The organism is Methylotuvimicrobium buryatense 5G, from assembly GCF_000341735.1.
In the GTDB taxonomy this organism is placed as follows: domain Bacteria; phylum Pseudomonadota; class Gammaproteobacteria; order Methylococcales; family Methylomonadaceae; genus Methylotuvimicrobium; species Methylotuvimicrobium buryatense.
On record NZ_KB455575.1, the window covers coordinates 833,233 to 854,892 of the forward strand.

Consider the following 21,660-nt stretch of genomic DNA (forward strand, 5'->3'; position numbering starts at 1 on the left):
CTAACAGCTTAACATTATGAGCAATCCAACAAAAGTGACCGGCGTTATTTTGGCCGGCGGACTGGCCCGACGCATGAACAATCAAGACAAAGGTTTGGTGCTGTTTCATCGGAGGCCAATGGTCTCCTATGCGATCGATTCAATTAAGCCGCTGGTCGACCAAGTCATTATCAATGCCAATCGTAATCTCGACGCCTATAGTAAATTCGGCTTGCCGGTCGTTTCCGATCAAAACGGTAATTTCGAAGGACCCTTGGCCGGTATTCTTTCCGCGATGGCGCATGCCGATGCCGGAATAGTGCTGGTAATGCCTTGCGATTCGCCGTTGATTAAGACCGATCATTTGCAACGATTGTTAAAAGCCGGTCTAAATCCCGAAATCGATGTGGCGGTTGCGTTCGATGGCGAGCGCTTACATCCCGTGTTTTTGGCCATCAAGACAACGCTCGAATCCAGCTTGATAGATTATTTGGGCAGCGGCGAGCGTAAGATCGACCGTTGGTTGATGAAACATCGAATGACTCAGGTCGATTTTAGCGACGCCCCCGAGGTTTTTGTCAACGTGAATACTTTAGGCGAATTGTCCGCGTTGGAGGGGCAGGGCAATGAGTAATCTCTATAGGCCTGATATGACCAATGCCGGATTGGGTTTTTCACTGCCGTCCGTCGCGATCGATGAACGAGGAGAAGCTCAAGCTATCGAATTAGTCGGTGAAAGAGCCTTGACCATTTATGTGGACAAGCAAGAAATCGTAACCTTGATGACTATTGGCGCGCATCCCGAATTATTGACGCTCGGGTATTTAAAAAATCAGGGATTTTTCGAGGATATCGCTGACATTAAAGTTGTTCAGGTCGACTGGGAAACCGAGGCGGTCGCGGTCGTAACCCGGCAAGGCGGCAGCGACTTTTCCGAACGTATGGCACAGCGAACGGTGACGACCGGTTGCGGGCAAGGTACGGTATTCGGCCGATTGATGGAAAAACTCAAGCAAATCCGAGTGCCGGATGTGTCGATCAAACAATCGATGCTTTACGCAATGCTCGATGCGTTAAAAAATTATAACGAAGTTTATAAAAAAGCCGGTGCGGTCCACGGTTGTGCGTTATGTACCGGCGAGCGGATCGATTTTTTCGTCGAAGACGTCGGGCGGCACAATGCGGTCGATGCGATTGCCGGTTTGATGTGGCTGAATGATTTATCCGGTGCCGACAAAATTTTTTACACGACCGGACGCTTAACCTCGGAAATGGTGATTAAAGTCACTCAAATGGGCATACCGATATTATTGTCGCGTTCCGGAGCGACCCAAATGGGCCTCGAAATGGCCAGGCAAGCCGGCGTTACGATGATATCGAGGGCAAAAGGCAAACACTTTTTGGTGTTGAACGGCAGCGAGCATATCGAGTTCGACGCGATACCCGAACGTCGGAGAAGTTTCGAAGAGGGTTGATTTATTCGAATCGAGCAGGGATGATCCAAAGCGGACTTATGATTTGAACCCAAGAAAACATTTTGTCCACGAAAATGTTCAAATGTTGAAACTTTTCAGGCGGGGCGGGTTATTTAACTTGCCTCGAGCGGCTTTGATTAGATTTTGGCCACGGTCGAAACGTTCAGGACGGAGTTACAAACTCCGTTCTGCCAAGGAAAAATCCGGCCCACCAAGTACTAAATCGTTACATCAGTCTGATTCTTGCGTCATGATTGACTGCGTTCAACTCAGCTTTTTGATCCCGACGAATTTGTTTTGCGGCGTCAGTTCCATTTCGAAATATCCATGAATACCTTGTCGGGTCAAAAAAGACTGGATGTTGCCGGCAGGAAATTGAATGCGTCGTCCGTCGTCGGCGATGACCGATATGGTTTTGGCCAGGCCTTGATAGACACCGAGGTATTGATCGTAGCTCAGGTTGAGCCTGAAGCGTATGAAAATTGATTGGTTCATCGAAAAGTACCGGGCCAGCAGGCTGGCCCGGTGGTCTGTTGCGGGTTAACGGCTATTTTGCAATGCGGCTATACGCTCTTCCAAAGGCGGATGGCTCATGAACAAACGGTGCATGCGGCTGCCGTGAATACCGAATGCGGCCAATTGTCCCGGCAGTTCTTCGGGTTCATGCGCCCGTTGTAAGGCCCGTAGCGCATTGATCATCTTGTCGCGCCCGGCCAATTTAGCTCCGCCGGCATCGGCACGGTATTCGCGGTAACGCGAGAACCACATGACCAGCATCGATGCAAGCATCGACAAGACTATTTGCATGACTATCTGCGTGATGTAATAAGCCGGACCGTAACCGCGTTCGGTTTTGAACACGACTCGGTCGACCGTATGGCCGATCACCGTCGCGAAAAAATACACGAAGGTATTAACCACGCCTTGCATCAGGGCCATCGTGACCATGTCGCCGTTGGCAACGTGACTGATTTCGTGGCCGAGAACCGCTTCAACTTCTTCGGCGCTCATGCTTTGTAACAAACCCGTGCTGACTGCAACCAAGGCGTTGTTTTTATTCATGCCGGTCGCAAATGCATTCGGGTCCGGTGTTTGGAAAATGCCGACTTCCGGCATGCCGATACCGGCCGCTCTCGCTTGACGAGCGACAACATCGACCAACCATTTTTCGGTTTGATTTTGCGGGTGTTCGATGACATGCACGCCCATCGCGCTCTTTGCCGACCATTTGGATATCGCCAACGAAATCGCCGAGCCGGTGACACCGATAATAGCCGACATTAGCAGTAAGGCGTTTAGATTGAGATCGACACCTTGGGCATCCAATACCCCGCTGAGTCCGAATATATTGAAGATAACGCTGATAACGACCAATATGGCGGCATTGGTTGCTAAAAAAAGAAGAATACGCATCATAATTGTATTACCTTGAGTTTATTGAGGGTTGATAACGATATAAGGGACAATTTTTTTATTTCAAGCGCATTTTAGAGTGTTACCATATCGAAAAGTTTATTTGTAGGAGGCCTCTGTATGAAAGCCAAAATCTTTTTAATGCTATCGCTAATTGTATCGTGTCCGATCCAAGCCGCAAGCGTCAATGAAGTTTTAAAACAATTACAGTTGCCGGTCGGTTTTTCCATTTCGTTATTTGCCGAGGATCTTGCGAATGCCCGGTCGTTAGCCCGAGGCGAAAAGGGCGTTATTTTTGTCGGCACCCGCCAGCAAGGCGCTGTTTACGCCGTTCAGGACACTAATGGCGACGGTAAGGCCGACAAACGCTATGTCATCGCAACCGATTTATACATGCCTAACGGCGTGGCGTTTCAAAACGGTTCGCTGTATGTTGCAGAAGTTAACCGGATTATCCGTTTCGACAATATTATCGACAATTTGGCGAACCCGCCTAAGCCGGTCGTGGTATTCGACGGTTTACCTTCCGATCGGCATCACGGCTGGAAATATTTACGTTTCGGCCCGGACGGCAAACTCTATAGCGCGGTCGGCGCGCCCTGCAATGTTTGCGAGCCGGATAAAGAAATCTATGCAACATTGATTCGCTTGAACCCAGACGGTTCCGATCTTGAAATTTTAGCGCAAGGGATAAGAAATACCGTCGGTTTCGATTGGCAGCCCGGAACGAATACGCTGTTTTTTACCGAAAACGGCCGCGATCTAATGGGGGACGATATTCCGCCCGATGAATTGAATCAATGGGCGGAGCCTAGTCAGCACTTCGGCTTTCCTTATTGCCACGGCGGCACCATTGCCGACCCGGAATTCGGCAAGCAACGAAGCTGCGAGGAATTTGTCGCTCCGGCATGGCAATTCAAGGCTCATAAAGCGCCGTTGGGTATGCATTTTTATCGAGGCGAGCAATTTCCCGAACGCTTTAAACAACAGCTATTCGTCGCCCAACACGGTTCATGGAACCGGAGTCAACCTCACGGTTATCGTATTGCCATGGTCAAGTTCAAAAATGGTCGGCCTGTATCCGAACATTCTTTCATTTCCGGTTGGCTGACTTCGTCCGATGAGGTTTTGGGGCGCCCGGTCGATATCCTGGAAATGCCGGACGGCAGTTTATTGATTTCTGACGACAACTTAGGCGTTATTTATAAAGTTGAGTATCGAAAATAAATATGAATAAGGATTTTGAAGTTCTCGATAAGCATGAGGTTTATCACGGTTTTTTCCGGCTAGAAAAATACCGGCTTAAACATCGTTTGTTCGCCGGTGGTTGGAGCCCGGAAATCGAACGCGAATTATTTAGACGCGGTTCTTGTGTCGCGGTCTTGTTATACGACCCGGTCAAAGATACTGTGGTTTTGATCGAACAATTCAGGGTCGGTGCGATTTTAAGGCCGGAAGCCCCTTGGTTGTTGGAAATCGTTGCAGGAGCGGTCGAAGAGGGCGAATCGCCGGAGGAAGTCGCTTACCGAGAGGCAATCGAGGAAGCGGGCTGCGAGATTCTGGAATTACTGCCGATCAATGCGTTTTACACGACTCCCGGCGGTTCGTCGGAGTGGCTTAGCTTGTATTGTGGCAGGATCGATAGTACCGGTGTCGGCGGAATTCACGGGTTGGATCATGAGCAAGAGGATATTCGGGTTTCGGTCGTGAGTTTCGATGAGGCTTTTCGGCTCATGGAGCAGGGTAAAATTAACTCGGGCATTCCGATCGTCGCGATTCAATGGTTGGCATTGAATCGCGATAAACTCAGAAGTCGATGGACTTGAGTGTTTCGGTTTATTTGAAATTTTTGGGAACCATCGGCTTATTATCGAATAGGGTATGCCAACCCAATGCTATTCGGTAAACCAACCACAACACGGCAAAAATCAATAGAAACCAACCCAAACCCATCGCAAAGGTCAATCCGCTTGCCGCTAACAATGCGACAGCGACCCACGCGGTTTTGATTTGCCAGTCGAAATGGGATTCCAACCAAGTGCCCCGAACATCGTTTCGCTTGATGAAGTTAATCGCGACACCGATGAAAATAGGCAAGCCTGCAAAACCGAATGCCAGGACTTGACATAAATAGACGATGCCGGTTAGGTTTTTAAGCTTTTCCATTTTTTCGGCGTTAATTTTATTATTATCGGTTTCATTGCTATTCATGAAGTATCTCCTTACATAGTGTCGAACACTATGAGTTCATAAATGAGCCGTAAGTTCCCCTAGCGAATTCAATAGAATAACGGATGCCGGTTCGATTGGTTCAAGTAGTCGAAAAAATTACGAAACTGTAATAAATCGCGCTTAAAATTAAATTAAGCTCTGCTAAGCTTCATCAAAAATTAGAAAAGTGAGTCTTAAATTAAGAATCGTCTTTGTAACGTTTTGCCGTTTAGGATACGGTAAAAATAACTTTCCTAATTAATGCATAGGGCGGTGTCTCAGGTATATTGACACAGAGGGTAGACGCTCCGCGTCGATTGCGGCGGCTAGGTAGATTGAGAGACTTTAAATGCATTGGTTAGCTCTTGCTTGTTTTATCGATCACAGGGGACGCAGAGCGTCTCGGGATGCATTCCCACGCAGAGCGTCACTACTATTAAGTTAAGCCGTCACAGAATAAGTAATGCTGGCATTCAGGCTCGAATGTGCCTCAAAGCTTGCTATCCATGGCACTGGATTCCGCCAGTCCATGGCGGAATGATGGGGTTCCATTAACTTAATCGCAGTGACGCAGAGCGTAGGAACGATGATAAATCGCGAAGTTATTTGTTACGAAATCTTTAGAAAAATAGTTAATATTCGAGTTTTAGACATAAGGAATAAAAATCTATGTTAGAAAATGTCAAGTTGGGAATGATCGGTCTCGGTTATGTCGGTCTGCCCTTAGCCGTTGAATTCGGGAAGAAATACCCGACAATCGGTTTCGATATCAATGCAGAGCGTATCAAAGAGTTGCAAAACGGGAGCGATCACACGCTTGAAGTCGACGAGGAAGAATTAAAAGAAGCCGTTCATTTGACTTACACCTCATCGGCCGAGGAAATCAAAACCTGCAATATTTACATTGTTACGGTGCCAACACCGATCAATGAATATAAACAGCCCGATTTGACTCCATTGGAAAAAGCCAGCACCTTGCTAGGCGAGCTGATTAAACCCAATGATATCGTTATTTACGAATCGACCGTTTACCCCGGTGCGACCGAGGAAGTTTGCGTGCCGATTCTGGAAAAAATATCGGGACTGACATTCAATCAAGATTTCTTTGTCGGTTACAGCCCGGAACGGATTAATCCCGGCGACAAAGAACACCGAGTCACCAATATTCTCAAAGTGACCTCCGGTTCGACTCCCGAAATCGCCGACCGCATCGACCGGCTTTATCAAAGCATCATCACAGCGGGCACACACAAGGCCAGTAGTATTAAAGTCGCCGAAGCGGCCAAAGTTATCGAGAATACGCAACGCGACCTGAATATCGCATTGATCAATGAATTAGCGATCATCTTCAATAAGCTCGGCATCGATACCGAAGAAGTGTTGTTGGCCGCCGGTACCAAATGGAATTTTTTACCGTTCCGGCCCGGATTGGTCGGTGGACATTGCATCGGAGTCGATCCCTACTACTTGACTCATAAGGCGCAAGCGATCGGTTACAATCCCGAAGTCATCTTGTCGGGACGCCGCATCAACGACGGCATGGGCGAATATGTCGTGTCGCAATTAATCAAATTGATGCTGAAAAAACGCATCCATATCAAAGATTCCGATGTGCTGATAATGGGCTTGACTTTCAAGGAAAATTGCCCTGATTTGCGCAATACCCGTGTCGTCGATATCGTCAAAGAACTGCAAAGTTACGGCGTTAACGTGCATGTTTACGATCCTTGGATCGATCCCGCCGAAGCAATGGAAGAATACGGCATAACGACCATCGACAAGGCGGAAGTCGGCTGTTACGATGCGATCCTCTTGGCCGTTGCGCATGAGCAATTTAAGCGAATGGATATCACTTCAATCAAAGCGCTGGGTAAAAAAGAGTCGGTGATTTACGATTTGAAATACGTTTTTCCGGCTGAACTGACTGACGCACGTTTGTAATTTATGAAAATACTGGTAACAGGAACCGCCGGTTTTATCGGCAATCATTTGGCTTTGCGGCTGCTCGAAAGAGGCGACGAAGTCATTGGGATCGACAATCTGAACGATTATTACGATGTCAATCTGAAAAAAGCAAGGTTGGCGCGCATACTCGATCATAATCGCTATACCGATATCCGAGCCGACTTGGCCGACCGCGACAGGATTGAACAGGTATTTAAAGAGCATCGTCCGGAACGCGTCGTCAATTTGGCCGCGCAGGCCGGCGTGCGCTATTCGATCGAAAATCCGCATGCCTACATCGACAGCAATATCGTCGGCTTCATCAACATTTTGGAAGGCTGCCGGCATTACGGCGTCGAGCACTTGGTCTATGCCTCGAGCAGTTCGGTATACGGTGCGAACGAAAGCATGCCGTTTTCGGTACACGACAATGTCGATCACCCGCTGAGTCTTTATGCGGCATCGAAAAAAGCCAACGAATTGATGGCGCATACTTATAGCAATCTTTATAACCTGCCAACGACCGGATTACGATTCTTTACTGTATACGGACCTTGGGGTCGGCCCGATATGGCCTTGTTTTTGTTTACAAAAGCCATTCTGAACGGCGAAAAAATCCAAGTTTTCAACTACGGCAAGCATCGCCGCGATTTCACCTATATCGACGACATTGTCGAGGGCGTGATCCGAACACTTGATAATATTGCTCAACCTAACCCGGATTGGACCGGCGCGAAACCCGACCCCGGAACTAGCCGTGCCCCTTGGCGGGTTTACAACATCGGCAATCAAAATCCTGTCGAGTTGATGAAATATATCGAAGTGCTCGAGCAATGCCTCGGTAAGACTGCGGAAAAAGAATTGCTCCCGCTGCAACCCGGCGACGTCCCCGACACCTATGCCGATGTCGAAGCGCTGGTGCAAGATGTCGGTTATAAGCCTGGAACGCCGATTGAAGTTGGGATAGCGCGGTTTGTGGAGTGGTATGGGAGTTATTATGGTGAATAGTGAATAGTGAATAGTGAATAATGAATGGGGTGGGGCGCTTCTTAAACGGAAAGGATGATACTAGACCGCATTATCAATTACAGGCTTGGCAGCTTAGTATGAGCTTGGTTAAGCTGGTTTATGTTTGGTCTAAGGGATTCCCTGTTGAAGAGAAATATGGATTGCAGTCTCAGATACGGAGAGCAGCAATTTCTGTGCCTTCAAATATTGCGGAGGGTGCCGGAAGGAAAGGTTCTAAAGAATTTGCACATTTTCTTAGCATCGCACAGGGTTCGTTGAGTGAGCTGGAAACTCAGTATTTGATCGCAATTGATTTGGGTTTCGCTCAAGCGAGTGCAGAACTTGAAAACACTTTGGTGAAAACAGCCAAATTGGTGTCGGGCCTTTACAGGTTTCACCAGCTTAGAAAATAGATAATGGTAAATAGTGAATAGAATGATTTTTTGGGTAAGCATTCAGTTCTCTCGTTGACAATGAGGGGTTAGGGGAGATTATTTGAGCAAATCCCCCTTTTTCTCAGAGCGAGGCAAAAGCTCAACCGGATTTAAATGCAGTTGGCTGAACAATGATTTTTTTGTATTTTTGAAAGATTTTCGATTGACAGAAACTACAAGGGCTCTATCCTTTTCACCATTCACCATTCACCATTCACCATTCACCATTCACCATTCACCATTCACCATTCACCATTCACCAATAATAAAATGCAGCAACATAGCCCCCCCCTAATCGCCCACATCATTTACAGCCTCGGCGTCGGCGGATTGGAGAATGGTTTGGTGAATTTGATTAATCGTATGCCGTCCGATCGCTACCGGCATGCGATCATTTGCCTGAAAAACAGCACTGATTTCAAAAATCGCTTGCAGCGGAAAGACATCGAAATTTACGAATTGAACAAACGGGAAGGGCAAGACTGGCAGTCATTCGTGAAAATGTATCGTTTGCTCAAACGAATCGAGCCGGCGATCGTACATACGCGCAATCTCGCCGCGATCGAATATCAGGTTCCGGCGCTGTTAGCCGGTGTCAAACATAGAGTGCATGGCGAGCACGGCTGGGATGTGTTCGATCCGGACGGCAGCAACAAAAAATATCGATTATTGCGGCGCATGCTGGGGCTGATCATCGATCGCTTCATTCCGCTTTCCGGTCATCTCGACAATTATCTGCGCGCAAAAGTCGGCATTCCCGATTCGAAAATCCGGCGTATCTGTAACGGCGTCGATATCGAGCGCTTTCAGCCCGCACGCCCAAAAGTCGTTGTCGGCGATTGTCCGTGGCCCGATGCCGAAAAAAGGTTGATCATCGGTACGGTCGGCCGAATGCACGGCGTCAAGGATCAGATGACGTTGGCGCAAGCATTTGTCGAATTGCTGAGGCGACATCCAGAATCTAAAAATGCGATCGGATTGATCATGATCGGCGACGGCCCACTGCGTGAGCAAGTAAGGCAATTGCTGGACGAAAACGATTTGCTCGATCACGCCTGGCTGCCGGGCGAACGAAGCGACGTTGCCGAACTGATGCGCGGTTTTGATGTTTTCGTCTTGCCGTCCCAGGCCGAAGGCATTTCGAATACGATACTCGAAGCGATGGCGAGCGGCTTGCCGGTGATCGCGACACGTGTCGGCGGCAATCCCGAACTGGTCGAACACGGCAAGACCGGATTTTTAGTTGAAAAACAAAATCCGGTCGAGTTAGCGGGTAGGCTAAGCGACTATATCGGCGATTCGAAGCTATGTATCGAGCACGGCAGCAAAGGTCGCGAACGGGCCTTGCAAGCTTTTTCTATCGATGCGATGGTTAAAAATTATCTGAGCGTGTACGATTCATTACAGTAACAAGCTAGGCTGTCGAAAAATGCCAGCAATTCCCAGTTTGAGCAGTTTCGCCGATTTTAGGGTGTGGGGTATGCCTGTCGAGGAACGCCGTAAACCCATCCATGGGGGCTTGGCGGCAGCTCGAACGCCAAGGATGGCGTGAATGCAGATTTTGCATTACGCCAAGGATGGCGTGTAGTAGGGCAATGCAGGAGCAATTGCCGAGGAGCAAAAATCTGCCCTGCTGCCGACATCCTCGCCAAGCATACCCACACCCTTTTTGATCTCCAAATTGGGAATTGCTGGAAAAATGCCGCATTTAGCTAATTGCCGTGTACCCGCTTTTTAAACTCAAAATATTTTTGAAAAGGCGCCCGATGCGCACCCAGCGGCATTCAAGCTATACTCATCGTAGATCAAAATTCGGCACCGGGGACCCGTCAAAGGACGCCGTGAATACATCCATGTAGGCTCTATGCCAGCATCCATGCTAGCAAAGCCTTTGCGATCGACATGGATGTCGTGAATGTCGATTTTGCATTACGCCATGGATGGCGTGTATTAGGGCAATGCAGGAGCAATTGCCGAGGAGCAAAAATCGACCGAGCACACCGGCGCCTCCTTAGGCACTGCCGAAATTTGAAGTGCGAAAGGTATATCTTGGAATTTGTGTAATTATTCACATCCCGCTATCGTTCCCACGCTCCAGCGTGGGAATGCAGCCCGAGACGCTCTAGCGTCTCGTACCGCTGGAGCGGTACTCAAGCATTCCCACGCAAAGCATGGGAACGATAATTGCCGGGGGACTGAATCGTTACGAATTTGTTGATGATCATAGGCGTTGTTTTCTCAAAATCCATAAAGCAGTCATTCTATCCGACTTGGAAATCGGTAAATTTCGACACCCTAGTCACAAGCTCAATTCAAGAATTTTTATTTTCCAGGAAAAATCATGTGTGGAATCGTCGGTATATTTGATCTAAAGGAAAAACGCGAAATCGACCGCGAGTTACTCGGTCGCATGAACGAGGTGCAATTTCATCGGGGGCCTGATGAAGGCGGCTTGCATACCGAACCCGGTTTGGGATTCGGCCATAGGCGCTTGTCGATCATCGATCTTTCGAGCGGACAGCAACCGATGCACAGTCAAGACGGCAATGTCGTATTGACTTACAACGGCGAAGTCTATAATTTTCCCGAATTGCGTAAAGAACTCGAAGGACTGGGTTATACCTTCAAGACGCATTGCGATACCGAAGTGATATTGATCGGTTGGCAGGCATGGGGCGAGTCTTGCGTCGACCGTTTGCGAGGCATGTTTGCATTCGCGATTTGGGATAGGGCGAAAGAAACGTTGTTTCTAGCGCGCGACCGCTTGGGCATAAAACCTTTGTATTACGCCGAATTGTCGAACGGGCAGTTTATTTTCGGTTCGGAACTGAAAGCACTCAAAGTTCATCCGCAATTACCGAGGGAGCTCGATGCGACCGCGATCGAAGACTATTTCGGTTTCGGTTATATTCCCGATCCGAAAACGATTTACAAAAATGTTCATAAACTCGAACCCGGGTTCAAATTGACGATCCGTCGGGGTCAACAAGAATACCGCCCCGTGCAATATTGGAATGTCGAGTTCGGCGTAAGGCAAGTCAAGAGCGAACAGGAAACCGCCGAAGAACTGATCGAACGTTTTCGCGAAGCAGTCGACATTAGAATGGTTGCCGATGTGCCGCTCGGCGCTTTTTTGTCGGGCGGAGTCGATTCAAGCGGCGTCGTCGCAATGATGGCCGGGCTTTCCGAACAGCCGGTCAATACTTGCTCGATCTCGTTCGGCGATCCGGCCTTTAACGAATCGAAATATGCGCAGTTAGTTGCCGAACGCTATCATACGGCGCACCGCGTCGAACAAGTCGATCCGGACGATTTTCATTTGATCGATCGTCTGGCCGGACTTTACGACGAACCCTATGCCGACAGTTCCGCGCTACCGACTTACCGCGTCTGCGAACTGGCGAAGAAGCAAGTGACCGTGGTGCTTTCGGGCGACGGCGGCGACGAAAATCTGGCCGGTTATCGGCGCTACCGCTGGCATACCTACGAAGACAGGATGAGGCAAATTCTGCCCGATGGATTGCGCAAACCATTGTTCGGCTTTTTAGGGAGAACCTATCCGAAAGCCGATTGGGCGCCGAAAATCTTCAGGGCCAAATCGACGTTCGAATCGATCGCGCGCGATTCGCTCGAAGGCTATTTTCACAGCGTTTCGGTAAATTCGAACGAAATTCGTAACGCACTGTTTAGCCAAAACTTAAAACAAGAATTGCAAGGCTATCAAGCGGTCGAGGTATTCAGGCGGCATGCCAAAAATGCTGCTAGCTATGACGCTCAGTCGCTAGTACAATATCTCGATATCAAAACCTACTTGCCGGGCGATATTCTGACCAAAGTCGATCGCGCCAGCATGGCCCACGCGCTCGAAGTCCGCGTGCCGCTACTCGATCATAAGCTGGTCGAGTGGTTTGCTGGTCTTCAACCGGATTTGAAACTGAAAGGTCGCGAAGGCAAATATATTTTCAAAAAATCTTTAGAAAACTATTTGCCGGACGATATTTTGTATCGGTCGAAAATGGGTTTTGCGGTACCTTTGGCAAGTTGGTTTAGAGGTCCGCTGCAAGATCGCGTGCGAGAATCGTTATTGGGCGAGACGATGCGCGACAGCGGCTATTTCGATCAGGCGTTTGTCAAAAAGATCGTCGACCAGCATCAAAGCGGAATCAGGGATTACAGCACATCGATTTGGTCTTTATTAATGTTTGAGGCGTTTTTTCGTAATGAAACCTCATAAGACACATTGTACTAATGTGCAATGGACAAAAGCGGTTCTTGTTGTTAATGTTTCAACAATTTAAATTTTTTGAGCGAGGCTTCCAAATGAATCCAGAAAATCAATCAACGAAGGAAATAAAACCAACGCCTCCGGTCGACAAGAAGAGACGGTCGTTTACGAAAGCCGGTATGACGACTCCTGTGATTATGAGCTATATGAGTAGACCGGCATGGGCGCAAACAATTGGTGATAATTGTTCATTTACTCAGGCACTTTCAGGAAATACATCACCAAATGGATCAACGAGTTGTGGGCCTAATAGGCTTAGCTCAAGATCGCCTGGGTTTTATCAGGGGCAACCTGTAAGCAGATGGGAGGCGGTCTATGGTGTAACCGACGCCTCTTTCAATAGCATATTCTATCCATGGCGAGCCAAGATAGTCACTATTAATAATAAAAAGAAAAAGAAAAGCGAAAATAGCAGTAGCGCTAATGATAATCCAACTTTAAAAGACCTTTTGGATGCTGCGCATGATGATGTAGTATTTGAGCAAGGAACTCTTAATGAGGAAAATGAGAAGGTTTATATCGAGATCGATATTGAAAACCCTAAAAGAGCTAAAGTTTTGCATTATATTGCGGCATATTTGAATGCGATTTCTCCTGTATTAATTTTTCCCTATACCGTAGAGCAAATAGTAAACGATTGGGGGCAATGGCTGCTTTTTAGTAATTTGCAATTAATACAAGATAAGGATCTTACTGTAGCTGAAGTAGCCGATATATTAGGAATCCAGTTGTAAGGTGAAATGGTTTTTGTATTCAGGTGTTTTAACTTATAAATTAGGCGATGATTTTTTGGCCTACGCTCCGCTTACCAGTGAGACTGCGGTAATAAGTTCAACCGTTTATGATATGTTGCATTGTCTTTCATTGCGACCGATGACTGTACCCGACCTATTTGATGAATTATTCTTAGATCGAAGCGATGATGACTGTGTTGATTTTATTCACCGCTCATTAAAACAGTTATTTGAGCTTGGATTTATCTGCAACGACAATTCGGACAACTCGTGTTAAGCAGCCGCGTGAAATCGGAAGCCATTCTTCTTGAGATTAAGCCTTTTAAAGTTTGCATCGAAACATCTTTGCCTGCGGTTATCGATACGATTAAGGCACTATATAGTGACTATAACTATTTTATCTATGATGATTCGGTTTTCGTGGATTTTTATATAAAAATAGAGAAGGGTGGTTTTTTTCGAGGTTATAGTCAGGCTCAATGCTATATAGATGGTAAAACACCGTTTAAACCTCTTCCTTTGTCTCAGGCCTATCCTTTTTTTGAGTGGGGATTAAATTGGATAGTGGCAAGTCATATTCATTATTATCTGCTACTTCATGCTGCAGTTGTTGAAAAGAACGGTCATGCTTTGATATTGTGCGGTAAACCTGGAGCCGGTAAAAGTACTTTATGTGCGGCTATGGTCGGGAACGGTTGGCGGCTTTTTTCTGATGAAATGGCTATTATTGATTTAAAGACAAATGAGTTAGTGCCATTTGTTCGTCCTGTCAGTTTGAAAAATCGATCGATTGATTTAATTCAAGAGTTTGTTCCTGAAGCCGTTTTTGGTCCTTGTTTTCATGATACGGCTAAAGGAATTATTGCTCACATGAAACCGAATAGCGCTAGCGTGTTTTTGGCAAATAAAAAAGCTTTCAGTAAGTGGATTGTTTTTCCTCAATATCAAGAGCATAGCCAGACCCTCCTACAATCTTTTCCGAAAGGGAAAACGGTATTGGAATTAATTAAAAACTCTTTTAACTATAATATGTTAGGCGGATATGGTTTCAGTAATTTATGCCAGTTGGTGGATCGATCCGACTGCTATAATTTTATATATAGTAATTTAGATGAAGCAGTAGTGTTATTCGACCAGTTACTTGAATAATACATGCTTTTACTTTTTCTATTTAAATTTCAATGAAAAACTTGCCGCTTCTTGCTTTAGTATTAAGGGAACCAAAAACTGTTTTAAATTATACGTTATCCGACTGGGATTTATTAATTAGACAGGCACGTAGAGCAGGTTTATTGGCAAGATTAGGATTTTTATTTAAGCGAAATTCAGTAGAAGGTATTCCTAGTTGCGCGCTAAAGCATATTGAATCCTCGATGATTTGCGCGGAAAATATGCGAACTTCCTTGAATTGGGAAATAAAATGTATTAAAAAAGCCTTATGCAGGTTGGATTTGCCTTTAATTTTTTTGAAAGGCACGGCTTATATTGTTGGGGATAACGATGCAGCATTAGGTCGTTTTTTTTCTGATGTTGATATTTTGGTGCCCGAAGAGAAATTGCTTGATGTAGAAAGAGCGCTAATCTATGCCGGTTGGAAATTTGATGATATTGATGCTTATGATCAGCGTTACTATCGTAAATGGATGCATGAGATTCCGCCTATGCGTCATGTGCAAAGACAAACGTCAATTGACGTTCATCATAATATATTGCCTAAAACTTGTTTTTTTTGTCCAGATGTTAAAAAACTGTTGGAATGTGCAATAAAGATTCCTGAGCAGGGCAGTTGGATATTAGCGACTGAAGACCGTGTAATTCATAGTGCGTCCCATTTGTTTCACGAAGGTGAGCTAGAGCATGGTTTTAGAGATCTATCGGATTTGGATTTACTAATAAAAGAGTTTTCTATTAAAGAAAATTTTTGGGATAACTTGCTATTTCGAGCTGTTGAACTTAATCAACAAATCCCTCTGTATTATGCGCTTCGTTATACGTCAATTATACTTAAAACGCCTATTCCTAAGCACGTGCTTGATAGGTCAGTACAATGGCGTCCGAACGGTTTAAGACAAAAGATCATGGATTTTCTTTTTCTACACGCCTTGATGCCGGACCACCCCAGTTGTTCGGACCGTTGGACCGGACTCGCGCGTTGGCTGCTTTACATCCGTTCCCATTGGCTCAGAATGCCGGTGCATTTACTGATTCCTCATTTGCTTCGAAAAAGCTGGATGCGCTTGACCGGTAAGGATAATCACTAATCCTTATCTGGTCGGATTCAAAAAGTTGTCAGGTCCGACTTCACATAAACTCAACCGCAAAGCCTTTTTGAGGTATCACTCTTACGACTTTGACGTCTAAAACCGGAGCATCTTCGATTTCCAAGGTTTGAATTTGTATTTCGTCGCCGATTTGCGGCAATGTATCGTTCAGACAATTGATAAATACCCCTCCGGATGAAAAGTCCTGCATTTGTAATCGTTCGGTTTTGCCTGAAGCGGGAATAACGACCAGTACGGGGGCCCGATGGATTAATCGTGGATGAATTCTCTTATCGTTGGATGTAGACAAGGCTTTACTTCCTAGCAGTGTAGTGATGGGTTTTGGAAAAATCATAGTCAAAAGACGACAAGATTGCCAGGAAAACGTTTTTACTACTTAAATATCCTTGACTAATGTATTGATTTGACTGGATTCAAGCAACTTTTCGGATTCCTCGATCAACTTTAAGCAATCTTCGATACCTTGAATGTCCGGTAGTTTGTGCTGACCATATTGTTCTAGCGTTTTGATGACACGGGCTACATCAAGCCGGCGACTGTCGACCGCGGGTAGGAATACCGTCTCGTCGTCTTCCTCCCGGTTTAGCTCAATAATGATACCGCCATTTTTCAACTTCTTTAAAACAGTACTAACAACTGAAATCGGAAGCCTGAGTCGCTTACTGATTTCGCCTTCTGTCAAAGGCGGCGCTTCTTCGGTAAATGCATGAACTATCAATTGCATCATTTTTAATGCTGAGGCCTTTTGTATCACAATGCTCGGCTCGCTGTATTTTTGATCTTCCTTGAACTCGGTAAAGTTTTGTATATAAAAAGCGATTTCGCAGCCGAACAGTACAATCATCCAGCCGATCTGTAACGATAGGATAAATAGCGGCAAGGCCGCAAAACTGCCATATATCGCGTTATATTCCGAGACGCCGAATTGCAAGGTGAGATAGGCCCATTGAAAAGTCTGATAGGCAATAGCGGCCAAAATGCCTGCGATTAATCCGGGTTTTAATTTGACTTTATGATTCGGAATATAAATATATATGAACGATAATAACGCCGACATGATAACCAATGGAGACAGACCTAATAGCTGCAACACCAGATTGGCGCCGAAATCGGGTAAATGCATGACGCCCAGTAACCAAGCAAGATGGGTTTTCAAAAAAACCGTAATGCCACTGGAAATGATGAGTAAAATCGGAGCGAGAAACATCAAGGACAAATAATCGCTGAGTTTACGGTTCAGCGGACGACCGCTGTCGATTTTCCAGATTGCATTGAAGGATTCTTCAATGAAGACGATAACCTTGATCACCGTAAAAAACAAAAAAATTACCCCAATCCCCGCTACGACGCCGCCTTGGGCAGTTTCCAGCATATTTTCGGCAAAACCGATTATTTGCACGATCATCGTATCGTGTTCCGGGACTTGCTCCAGTAATTTTTCTTTTAGAATTCGTTCAAAACCAAAGCCCTTGGCGACGCCGAACAGCATTGCAAAAACAGGTACGATCGTTAATAGCGTATAAAGAGCCAAAGCCGAGGAACGGAGTATACAAAGGTCACGAATGAAGCCTTTTGAAGATAACAATATGATTTTCAAGGCATGCAATCCGTATGCTTCATAGCGATTCAATGACTGCTCTTGAATTCTCCAGACGTCTTCGTTAATAAATTTGATGATGTTCAATGGATTAGGGGGGTATTTATGATATGAGTTAAAATTAAAAGAGCAACGATATTCGTTAGACGAAATCCTTAATTGAATCCTTACATTAACGCTTACATTTTTCGCGGTCGAAGCTATAACTATCTAACCCTTTGTAATTATTCATCTCCCCCTATTGTTTCCACGCAGAGCGTCATTGCCATTAAGTTAAGGATTTTTCCGTTCGCCCTGAGCCTGTCGAAGGGTGAATGGAAAAATCCTGGGTCGATAAGTTAAGCCGTCCATGGTTCGACAGGCTCACCACGAACGGCTTAACTTAATGGCAGTGACGCAGAGCGTGGGAACGATAATTGCCAGGGGAATGGATAGTTACAACGCTTTTTAGGTACCATATTACAAAAGACGCCGTGAATTGTTAGGCCCGAGTCGTAATACTTTTTTTAATTAAACACAAAAAAATCAAGTCCTGTAAACAAAAAATGAGATTACGATTATCTCTTGCCGATTTAGGCCAATCCGTTTCGCTGATTATACCGGTTGGACTCCTCTATTTTGTATTTGGACTACTCGGCCTCGAATTGGCTCTACCTCCCAGTACAGCAAGCGCGGTTTGGCCTTCCGCAGGCATTGCGCTAGGATTGCTTTTACTTTTAGGTTACCGGGTTTGGCCAGGAATCTTTATCGGCAATTTTTTTATTTCCGCTCAGACATTCGGTTTCGACGACAATATGTTGGCCGTTTCCTTAATCTCGGCAAGCGGCGCTTCGGTTAGCGCTTTAACCGGTCGTTATTTAATCGGTCGTATTGTCGGGTTTCCCAGCGTTTTGCTGGAAGATAAGCATATCATTCTTTTTTTGTTATTCGGTGGGCCGGTTAGCTGTTCGATTCCTGCAACATTGGATATTGCAGCGCTCACGCTGAGCGGAGTCCTCGGGCCTTCGGAAATCCCCATCAATTGGTTTATCAAATGGGTTGGAGACAGTATCGGCGTTTTTGTGTTTACGCCATTGCTACTGATTGTTTTTGCCAACCCTAAGTCGGTTTGGCGTAAACGCTTTTTTCCTGTCGGAATTCCTTTATTGTTAAGTTTTATGCTGATTATCGGTTTTTTCTTTTATGTGCAAAAACTCGATCGTAAACAGCACGATCTAGATTTCGAAAATCAATCGCTAATGTTAGCCGAGGCGCTTAAGCATCGAATCAAGCAGCATCAGCATATTGTTTATGCAACCGGCAATCTTTTTATCGGCGACAATGCTGTTGGGCCTAATGATTTTAAATTGGCGGCTCGGCATGGTTTTGATGAATTTCCTGAAATACAATCGATCAGCTGGCAGCGTTACCGCATAAAAGAGAAGACACGCTTAAAATTGCTTCCAGTCTATAGCGAGCATCGAGATGAGTCAATTTCGGTGGCGCTCGAATTATCGGAACGGCGGCTTGATCAATTTGCTCGTGTTCAAAGTTTCGATTCATTGGTAAAAGCAATTATTGAGCCCGCTAAGGGACATATTCATTTCCTGTTACCGATTTATCGGTCAAAGAAGGAAACCCCGCAAACTCCTATAGGCATCTTAGCAAGTACGGTTTCTACCGAAAGCATGATTCGACAGACATTTAAGGGGCTTAATACAAGAGGCGTTTACCTTGCTATAACCGGTTCCGATTCCGAATCCGGTTATAGCATTATTTACAGTAATACCAAGGATCATTTGCATAATAATTTTCGTAAATATTCGTTGTTATTAGGCAATCAAGAATGGCAGTTTTATTTTTATCAAGACCATAGCTCGATTTACGCCCATTTTCATTGGCCGATGTGGTGGTTTTTGATAAGCGGTCTGTTATTTACCAGTTTGCTTGGTGCCGGGTTGTTAATGCTAACCGGTCGGCATGTCAAAACAGAATTGGTCGTCAGTGAAAGGACTGCGGAATTGTTGAGTGCCAAACAGGCGGCTGAAACCGCGAATGAAGCGAAGAATCAGTTTTTGGCAAAAATTAGTCATGAGCTGCGCACACCGTTGAACGGTATCATGGGTTTCGCACAATTATTGCAAAAATCGCCGGAAATTCCTAAAGCACAAAAGCAGCAAATCAATATCATCAGTCATTGTAGCGAGGACTTATTAACGCTAATTAACGATATTCTTGATATTGCCGCGATTGAGAATAATAAAACTAAGTTTGTGGTAGAACGCTTTGATCTTGTAAGTTTAATCAATGATATTGTCGAATTATTTAGGTTAAAGGCCGCTGATAAACAATTAGCGTTTGTTCATAATCAGCATAGTTTGCCGCAATTTCTTCATGGCGATCAAAAACGCTTGCGTCAAATAATTGCTAATTTATTGGATAACGCAATTAAATACACCGATCGCGGACGCGTTACATTAACGACGGATTATCAAAACGACCAGTTGATTATTACGGTAGCGGATACCGGATGCGGCATAGCTAACGAGCATCTCAACTTGATTTTTTCCCCTTTTATTCAATTAAGAGGAAAGGGGCTTTACAAGGAAGGTATTGGCATTGGTTTGGCTATATGCAAGGAGTTGATCAAGCTCATGCAAGGCAGTATTTCGGTGCAAAGCGAGCAGGGGAGCGGTAGTGTTTTTACAGTGAATTTACCGCTGAAAACCGATTCTACAAAAGCCTCTAAAACTTCCGGTTTAGTTATTCCTTACAATAAGCATTTCGGTAAATTACAGATTTTAATTGCGGATGATAATGAAATTAATTTAATACTGCTGAAACAGTTATTGTTGAAGCAAGATTGTGCAGTCGACTGCGTAGACAACGGAGTCGACGCCTTGAATATGATCCACAAATATCATTACAAAGTCGCTTTTATTGATCTGAATATGCCTGTTATGAACGGAATCGAACTGGTAAGATTGCTCAGACAAGAAAACAATGATATTCAATTGATCGCAATTAGTGCTTATGCCGATCGACAAACAATTAGAGAAGCGCTCGATGCCGGTTTCGATCATTATCTAACGAAGCCTATCGATACCAAACAATTAAACCAACTAATCCACTGTTTCGATTATGACTAGCTTAAAGTTTTTTTTATTTTTACTGATCACAATTTTTATATCGCATTCGGTATCTGCGGATGAGTGGCCGACAATCGAGCTTGCCGGCATCGACCTTAGTGCGGCAAAGCGCATTCAAATCGAGAAAGATCCGGTTTATAAAACCGCTAAAGAATACGAAGCGATTCCATTAGCGCAAGTTTTGAGTCAGTTTTCTAAAACCGATTTAGCAGCTAAAGATAGTGTGGTCGTGTTTGTTGCCAAAGATGGTTACAGCGTTTCTATGGCGTTGGCGGACGCAATGTCGGAGCATGGCTATATTGCGTTTCGCGATACCGAAGCGCCTTCGGGGCAAAAATGGCTGACTTTCAAATTCGGAAAAGAAACCACAACGCCGGCGCCGTTTTATTTAGTTTGGCCTACGCAAGGGCTAGACAAATGGCGCTATCCATGGCCGTTCCAATTGGCATCGATTTCGCTGCAACCGGCATCGACTTATTTCGGCGCGGCGGCGCCGGCCAAAAAAACAGATGCTATTCGTACCGGTTTTAATTTGTTTTCGACTTATTGTATTCGTTGTCATTCGGTTAATTTGTCCGGCGGTCAAGTCGGGCCGGAACTCAATATTCCGAAAAACATTACCGAATATTTTATCGAGGCGGAGTTGGCCGGTTTTATTCTTAACGCCCCAGCTTACCGATCGGGTACTAAAATGCCGTCTTTTGAAAAGATTCTTGATCGGCAAAAAGCGGAGGCGATTGTCAATTATCTAAAACATATGAAAAATGAAAAAGCCGGTACAAAATGAGTCACAGCCAAGTCTATTCACCATGAGATTCATGATAAAAAATCGTAATTATTCAGCATAAGTCATGTATGAGAAGGTGTCAGGCATTGATTTATAAGGCTGTCTGCAACAGGACGTTGCAGTCAGAGCTTACAGGGATGTATCCACGCGTCCTTAGAAATCAATGCCTGACACCAACCTACCGCATGCGCTGAATAGTTACAAAAAATCATTGATTATGGTTTATACCTTTCGCACTTCAAAATTCGGCAGTGCCTGAGGAGGCGCCTGGGTGTCCGGTCGATTATTGCTCCTCGGCAATTGCTCCTGCATTGCCCTAATACACGCCATCCATGGCGTAATGCAAAATCGACATTCACGCCATCCATGGCGCTCCGCAAAGG

The 21,660-nt window shown here is 45.4% G+C and carries 19 protein-coding genes; 14 read left to right on the plus strand and 5 right to left on the minus strand.

The genetic code is table 11. The features are described from left to right. Positions 1 to 16 precede the first annotated feature (16 nt). Both mobA and METBU_RS0103840 read left to right on the plus strand, forming a co-directional pair. Positions 17 to 613, plus strand: a complete 597-nt coding sequence (gene mobA, locus METBU_RS0103835) for a molybdenum cofactor guanylyltransferase MobA (RefSeq protein ID WP_017839370.1) — start codon at positions 17 to 19, stop codon at positions 611 to 613. Continuing rightward, positions 606 to 1,454 (plus strand): formate dehydrogenase accessory sulfurtransferase FdhD, encoded by an 849-nt coding sequence (locus METBU_RS0103840; RefSeq protein ID WP_017839371.1) that lies wholly within the window; start codon positions 606 to 608, stop codon positions 1,452 to 1,454. The genes mobA and METBU_RS0103840 overlap by 8 nt, the downstream gene beginning before the upstream one ends. A 264-nt stretch (positions 1,455 to 1,718) precedes the next feature. Here METBU_RS0103840 and METBU_RS0103845 read toward each other — a convergent pair whose 3' ends face one another. Next, complete coding sequence (locus METBU_RS0103845; RefSeq protein ID WP_017839372.1) at positions 1,719 to 1,949, minus strand: DUF2835 domain-containing protein; 231 nt, start codon at positions 1,947 to 1,949, stop codon at positions 1,719 to 1,721. Between the two features lie 45 nt (positions 1,950 to 1,994). After that, positions 1,995 to 2,870, minus strand: a complete 876-nt coding sequence (gene htpX / locus METBU_RS0103850) for a protease HtpX (protein ID WP_014148372.1) — start codon at positions 2,868 to 2,870, stop codon at positions 1,995 to 1,997. Between the two features lie 117 nt (positions 2,871 to 2,987). On the opposite strand from htpX, the gene METBU_RS0103855 reads away from it, so the two are divergent. Both METBU_RS0103855 and METBU_RS0103860 read left to right on the plus strand, forming a co-directional pair. Next, positions 2,988 to 4,094: a PQQ-dependent sugar dehydrogenase gene (locus METBU_RS0103855; RefSeq protein WP_017839373.1), complete on the plus strand. Its 1,107-nt coding sequence runs from the start codon at positions 2,988 to 2,990 to the stop codon at positions 4,092 to 4,094. Between the two features lie 2 nt (positions 4,095 to 4,096). Continuing rightward, positions 4,097 to 4,693, plus strand: a complete 597-nt coding sequence (locus tag METBU_RS0103860; RefSeq protein ID WP_017839374.1) for an NUDIX domain-containing protein — start codon at positions 4,097 to 4,099, stop codon at positions 4,691 to 4,693. 10 nt (positions 4,694 to 4,703) lie between these two features. Here the strand turns inward: METBU_RS0103860 and METBU_RS0103865 are convergent, their stop codons facing one another. Beyond that, a complete protein-coding gene (locus METBU_RS0103865) occupies positions 4,704 to 5,078 on the minus strand; it encodes a DUF4870 family protein (RefSeq protein ID WP_014148375.1) in 375 nt (124 codons plus the stop codon). A gap of 669 nt (positions 5,079 to 5,747) precedes the next feature. On the opposite strand from METBU_RS0103865, the gene tviB reads away from it, so the two are divergent. The 8 genes from tviB to METBU_RS0103905 all read left to right on the plus strand — a co-directional run bounded on the left by tviB (position 5,748) and on the right by METBU_RS0103905 (position 15,744). Further along, on the plus strand, positions 5,748 to 7,019 hold the full coding sequence (gene tviB, locus METBU_RS0103870; protein WP_017839375.1) for a Vi polysaccharide biosynthesis UDP-N-acetylglucosamine C-6 dehydrogenase TviB: 1,272 nt from the start codon (positions 5,748 to 5,750) through the stop codon (positions 7,017 to 7,019). Positions 7,020 to 7,022: 3 nt separating this feature from the next. Beyond that, positions 7,023 to 8,030: an NAD-dependent epimerase gene (locus METBU_RS0103875; protein WP_017839376.1), complete on the plus strand. Its 1,008-nt coding sequence runs from the start codon at positions 7,023 to 7,025 to the stop codon at positions 8,028 to 8,030. 20 nt (positions 8,031 to 8,050) lie between these two features. Then, entirely contained in the window at positions 8,051 to 8,443 is a 393-nt protein-coding gene (locus tag METBU_RS0103880) for a four helix bundle protein (protein WP_017839377.1), read from the plus strand. Positions 8,444 to 8,734: 291 nt separating this feature from the next. Next, a complete protein-coding gene (locus tag METBU_RS0103885) occupies positions 8,735 to 9,874 on the plus strand; it encodes a TIGR03088 family PEP-CTERM/XrtA system glycosyltransferase (RefSeq protein ID WP_017839378.1) in 1,140 nt (379 codons plus the stop codon). A gap of 931 nt (positions 9,875 to 10,805) precedes the next feature. Then, positions 10,806 to 12,698, plus strand: coding sequence for an XrtA/PEP-CTERM system amidotransferase (locus METBU_RS0103890; protein ID WP_017839379.1), 1,893 nt, complete (start codon positions 10,806 to 10,808; stop codon positions 12,696 to 12,698). Between the two features lie 86 nt (positions 12,699 to 12,784). Then, positions 12,785 to 13,483 (plus strand): hypothetical protein, encoded by a 699-nt coding sequence (locus tag METBU_RS0103895; protein ID WP_138767159.1) that lies wholly within the window; start codon positions 12,785 to 12,787, stop codon positions 13,481 to 13,483. A 270-nt stretch (positions 13,484 to 13,753) separates the two neighbouring features. Beyond that, complete coding sequence (locus tag METBU_RS0103900) at positions 13,754 to 14,632, plus strand: HprK-related kinase A (RefSeq protein WP_017839381.1); 879 nt, start codon at positions 13,754 to 13,756, stop codon at positions 14,630 to 14,632. Between the two features lie 32 nt (positions 14,633 to 14,664). After that, positions 14,665 to 15,744: a nucleotidyltransferase domain-containing protein gene (locus tag METBU_RS0103905; RefSeq protein ID WP_017839382.1), complete on the plus strand. Its 1,080-nt coding sequence runs from the start codon at positions 14,665 to 14,667 to the stop codon at positions 15,742 to 15,744. A 40-nt stretch (positions 15,745 to 15,784) separates the two neighbouring features. On the opposite strand, the gene METBU_RS25815 is transcribed toward METBU_RS0103905, so the two are convergent. Together METBU_RS25815 and METBU_RS0103915 are read right to left on the minus strand one after the other, a co-directional pair. Beyond that, the gene (locus METBU_RS25815; RefSeq protein ID WP_040575460.1) at positions 15,785 to 16,054 is read right to left on the minus strand and encodes a PilZ domain-containing protein; all 270 of its coding nucleotides are present in this window, start codon (positions 16,052 to 16,054) and stop codon (positions 15,785 to 15,787) included. An 87-nt stretch (positions 16,055 to 16,141) separates the two neighbouring features. Further along, entirely contained in the window at positions 16,142 to 17,449 is a 1,308-nt protein-coding gene (locus METBU_RS0103915) for a YhjD/YihY/BrkB family envelope integrity protein (RefSeq protein WP_017839384.1), read from the minus strand. A 458-nt stretch (positions 17,450 to 17,907) separates the two neighbouring features. Between METBU_RS0103915 and METBU_RS23215 the strand changes: the two genes are divergently transcribed. Then, the gene (locus METBU_RS23215; protein ID WP_017839385.1) at positions 17,908 to 20,490 is read left to right on the plus strand and encodes an ATP-binding protein; all 2,583 of its coding nucleotides are present in this window, start codon (positions 17,908 to 17,910) and stop codon (positions 20,488 to 20,490) included. After that, on the plus strand, positions 20,483 to 21,277 hold the full coding sequence (locus METBU_RS0103925; protein WP_017839386.1) for a c-type cytochrome: 795 nt from the start codon (positions 20,483 to 20,485) through the stop codon (positions 21,275 to 21,277). Before METBU_RS23215 ends, METBU_RS0103925 begins: the two co-directional genes overlap by 8 nt. Positions 21,278 to 21,660: the final 383 nt, after the last annotated feature.

Excerpts from the sequence above, each read along its gene's own strand:
- mobA (WP_017839370.1), top strand. The coding sequence starts at position 17 with ATGAGCAATCCAACAAAAGTGACCGGCGTTATTTTGGCCGGCGGACTG.
- METBU_RS0103840 (WP_017839371.1), top strand. The coding sequence starts at position 606 with ATGAGTAATCTCTATAGGCCTGATATGACCAATGCCGGATTGGGTTTT.
- METBU_RS0103845 (WP_017839372.1), bottom strand. The coding sequence starts at position 1,949 with ATGAACCAATCAATTTTCATACGCTTCAGGCTCAACCTGAGCTACGAT.
- htpX (WP_014148372.1), bottom strand. The coding sequence starts at position 2,870 with ATGATGCGTATTCTTCTTTTTTTAGCAACCAATGCCGCCATATTGGTC.
- METBU_RS0103855 (WP_017839373.1), top strand. The coding sequence starts at position 2,988 with ATGAAAGCCAAAATCTTTTTAATGCTATCGCTAATTGTATCGTGTCCG.
- METBU_RS0103860 (WP_017839374.1), top strand. The coding sequence starts at position 4,097 with ATGAATAAGGATTTTGAAGTTCTCGATAAGCATGAGGTTTATCACGGT.
- METBU_RS0103865 (WP_014148375.1), bottom strand. The coding sequence starts at position 5,078 with ATGAATAGCAATGAAACCGATAATAATAAAATTAACGCCGAAAAAATG.
- tviB (WP_017839375.1), top strand. The coding sequence starts at position 5,748 with ATGTTAGAAAATGTCAAGTTGGGAATGATCGGTCTCGGTTATGTCGGT.
- METBU_RS0103875 (WP_017839376.1), top strand. The coding sequence starts at position 7,023 with ATGAAAATACTGGTAACAGGAACCGCCGGTTTTATCGGCAATCATTTG.
- METBU_RS0103880 (WP_017839377.1), top strand. The coding sequence starts at position 8,051 with ATGAATGGGGTGGGGCGCTTCTTAAACGGAAAGGATGATACTAGACCG.
- METBU_RS0103885 (WP_017839378.1), top strand. The coding sequence starts at position 8,735 with ATGCAGCAACATAGCCCCCCCCTAATCGCCCACATCATTTACAGCCTC.
- METBU_RS0103890 (WP_017839379.1), top strand. The coding sequence starts at position 10,806 with ATGTGTGGAATCGTCGGTATATTTGATCTAAAGGAAAAACGCGAAATC.
- METBU_RS0103895 (WP_138767159.1), top strand. The coding sequence starts at position 12,785 with ATGAATCCAGAAAATCAATCAACGAAGGAAATAAAACCAACGCCTCCG.
- METBU_RS0103905 (WP_017839382.1), top strand. The coding sequence starts at position 14,665 with ATGAAAAACTTGCCGCTTCTTGCTTTAGTATTAAGGGAACCAAAAACT.
- METBU_RS23215 (WP_017839385.1), top strand. The coding sequence starts at position 17,908 with ATGAGATTACGATTATCTCTTGCCGATTTAGGCCAATCCGTTTCGCTG.
- METBU_RS0103925 (WP_017839386.1), top strand. The coding sequence starts at position 20,483 with ATGACTAGCTTAAAGTTTTTTTTATTTTTACTGATCACAATTTTTATA.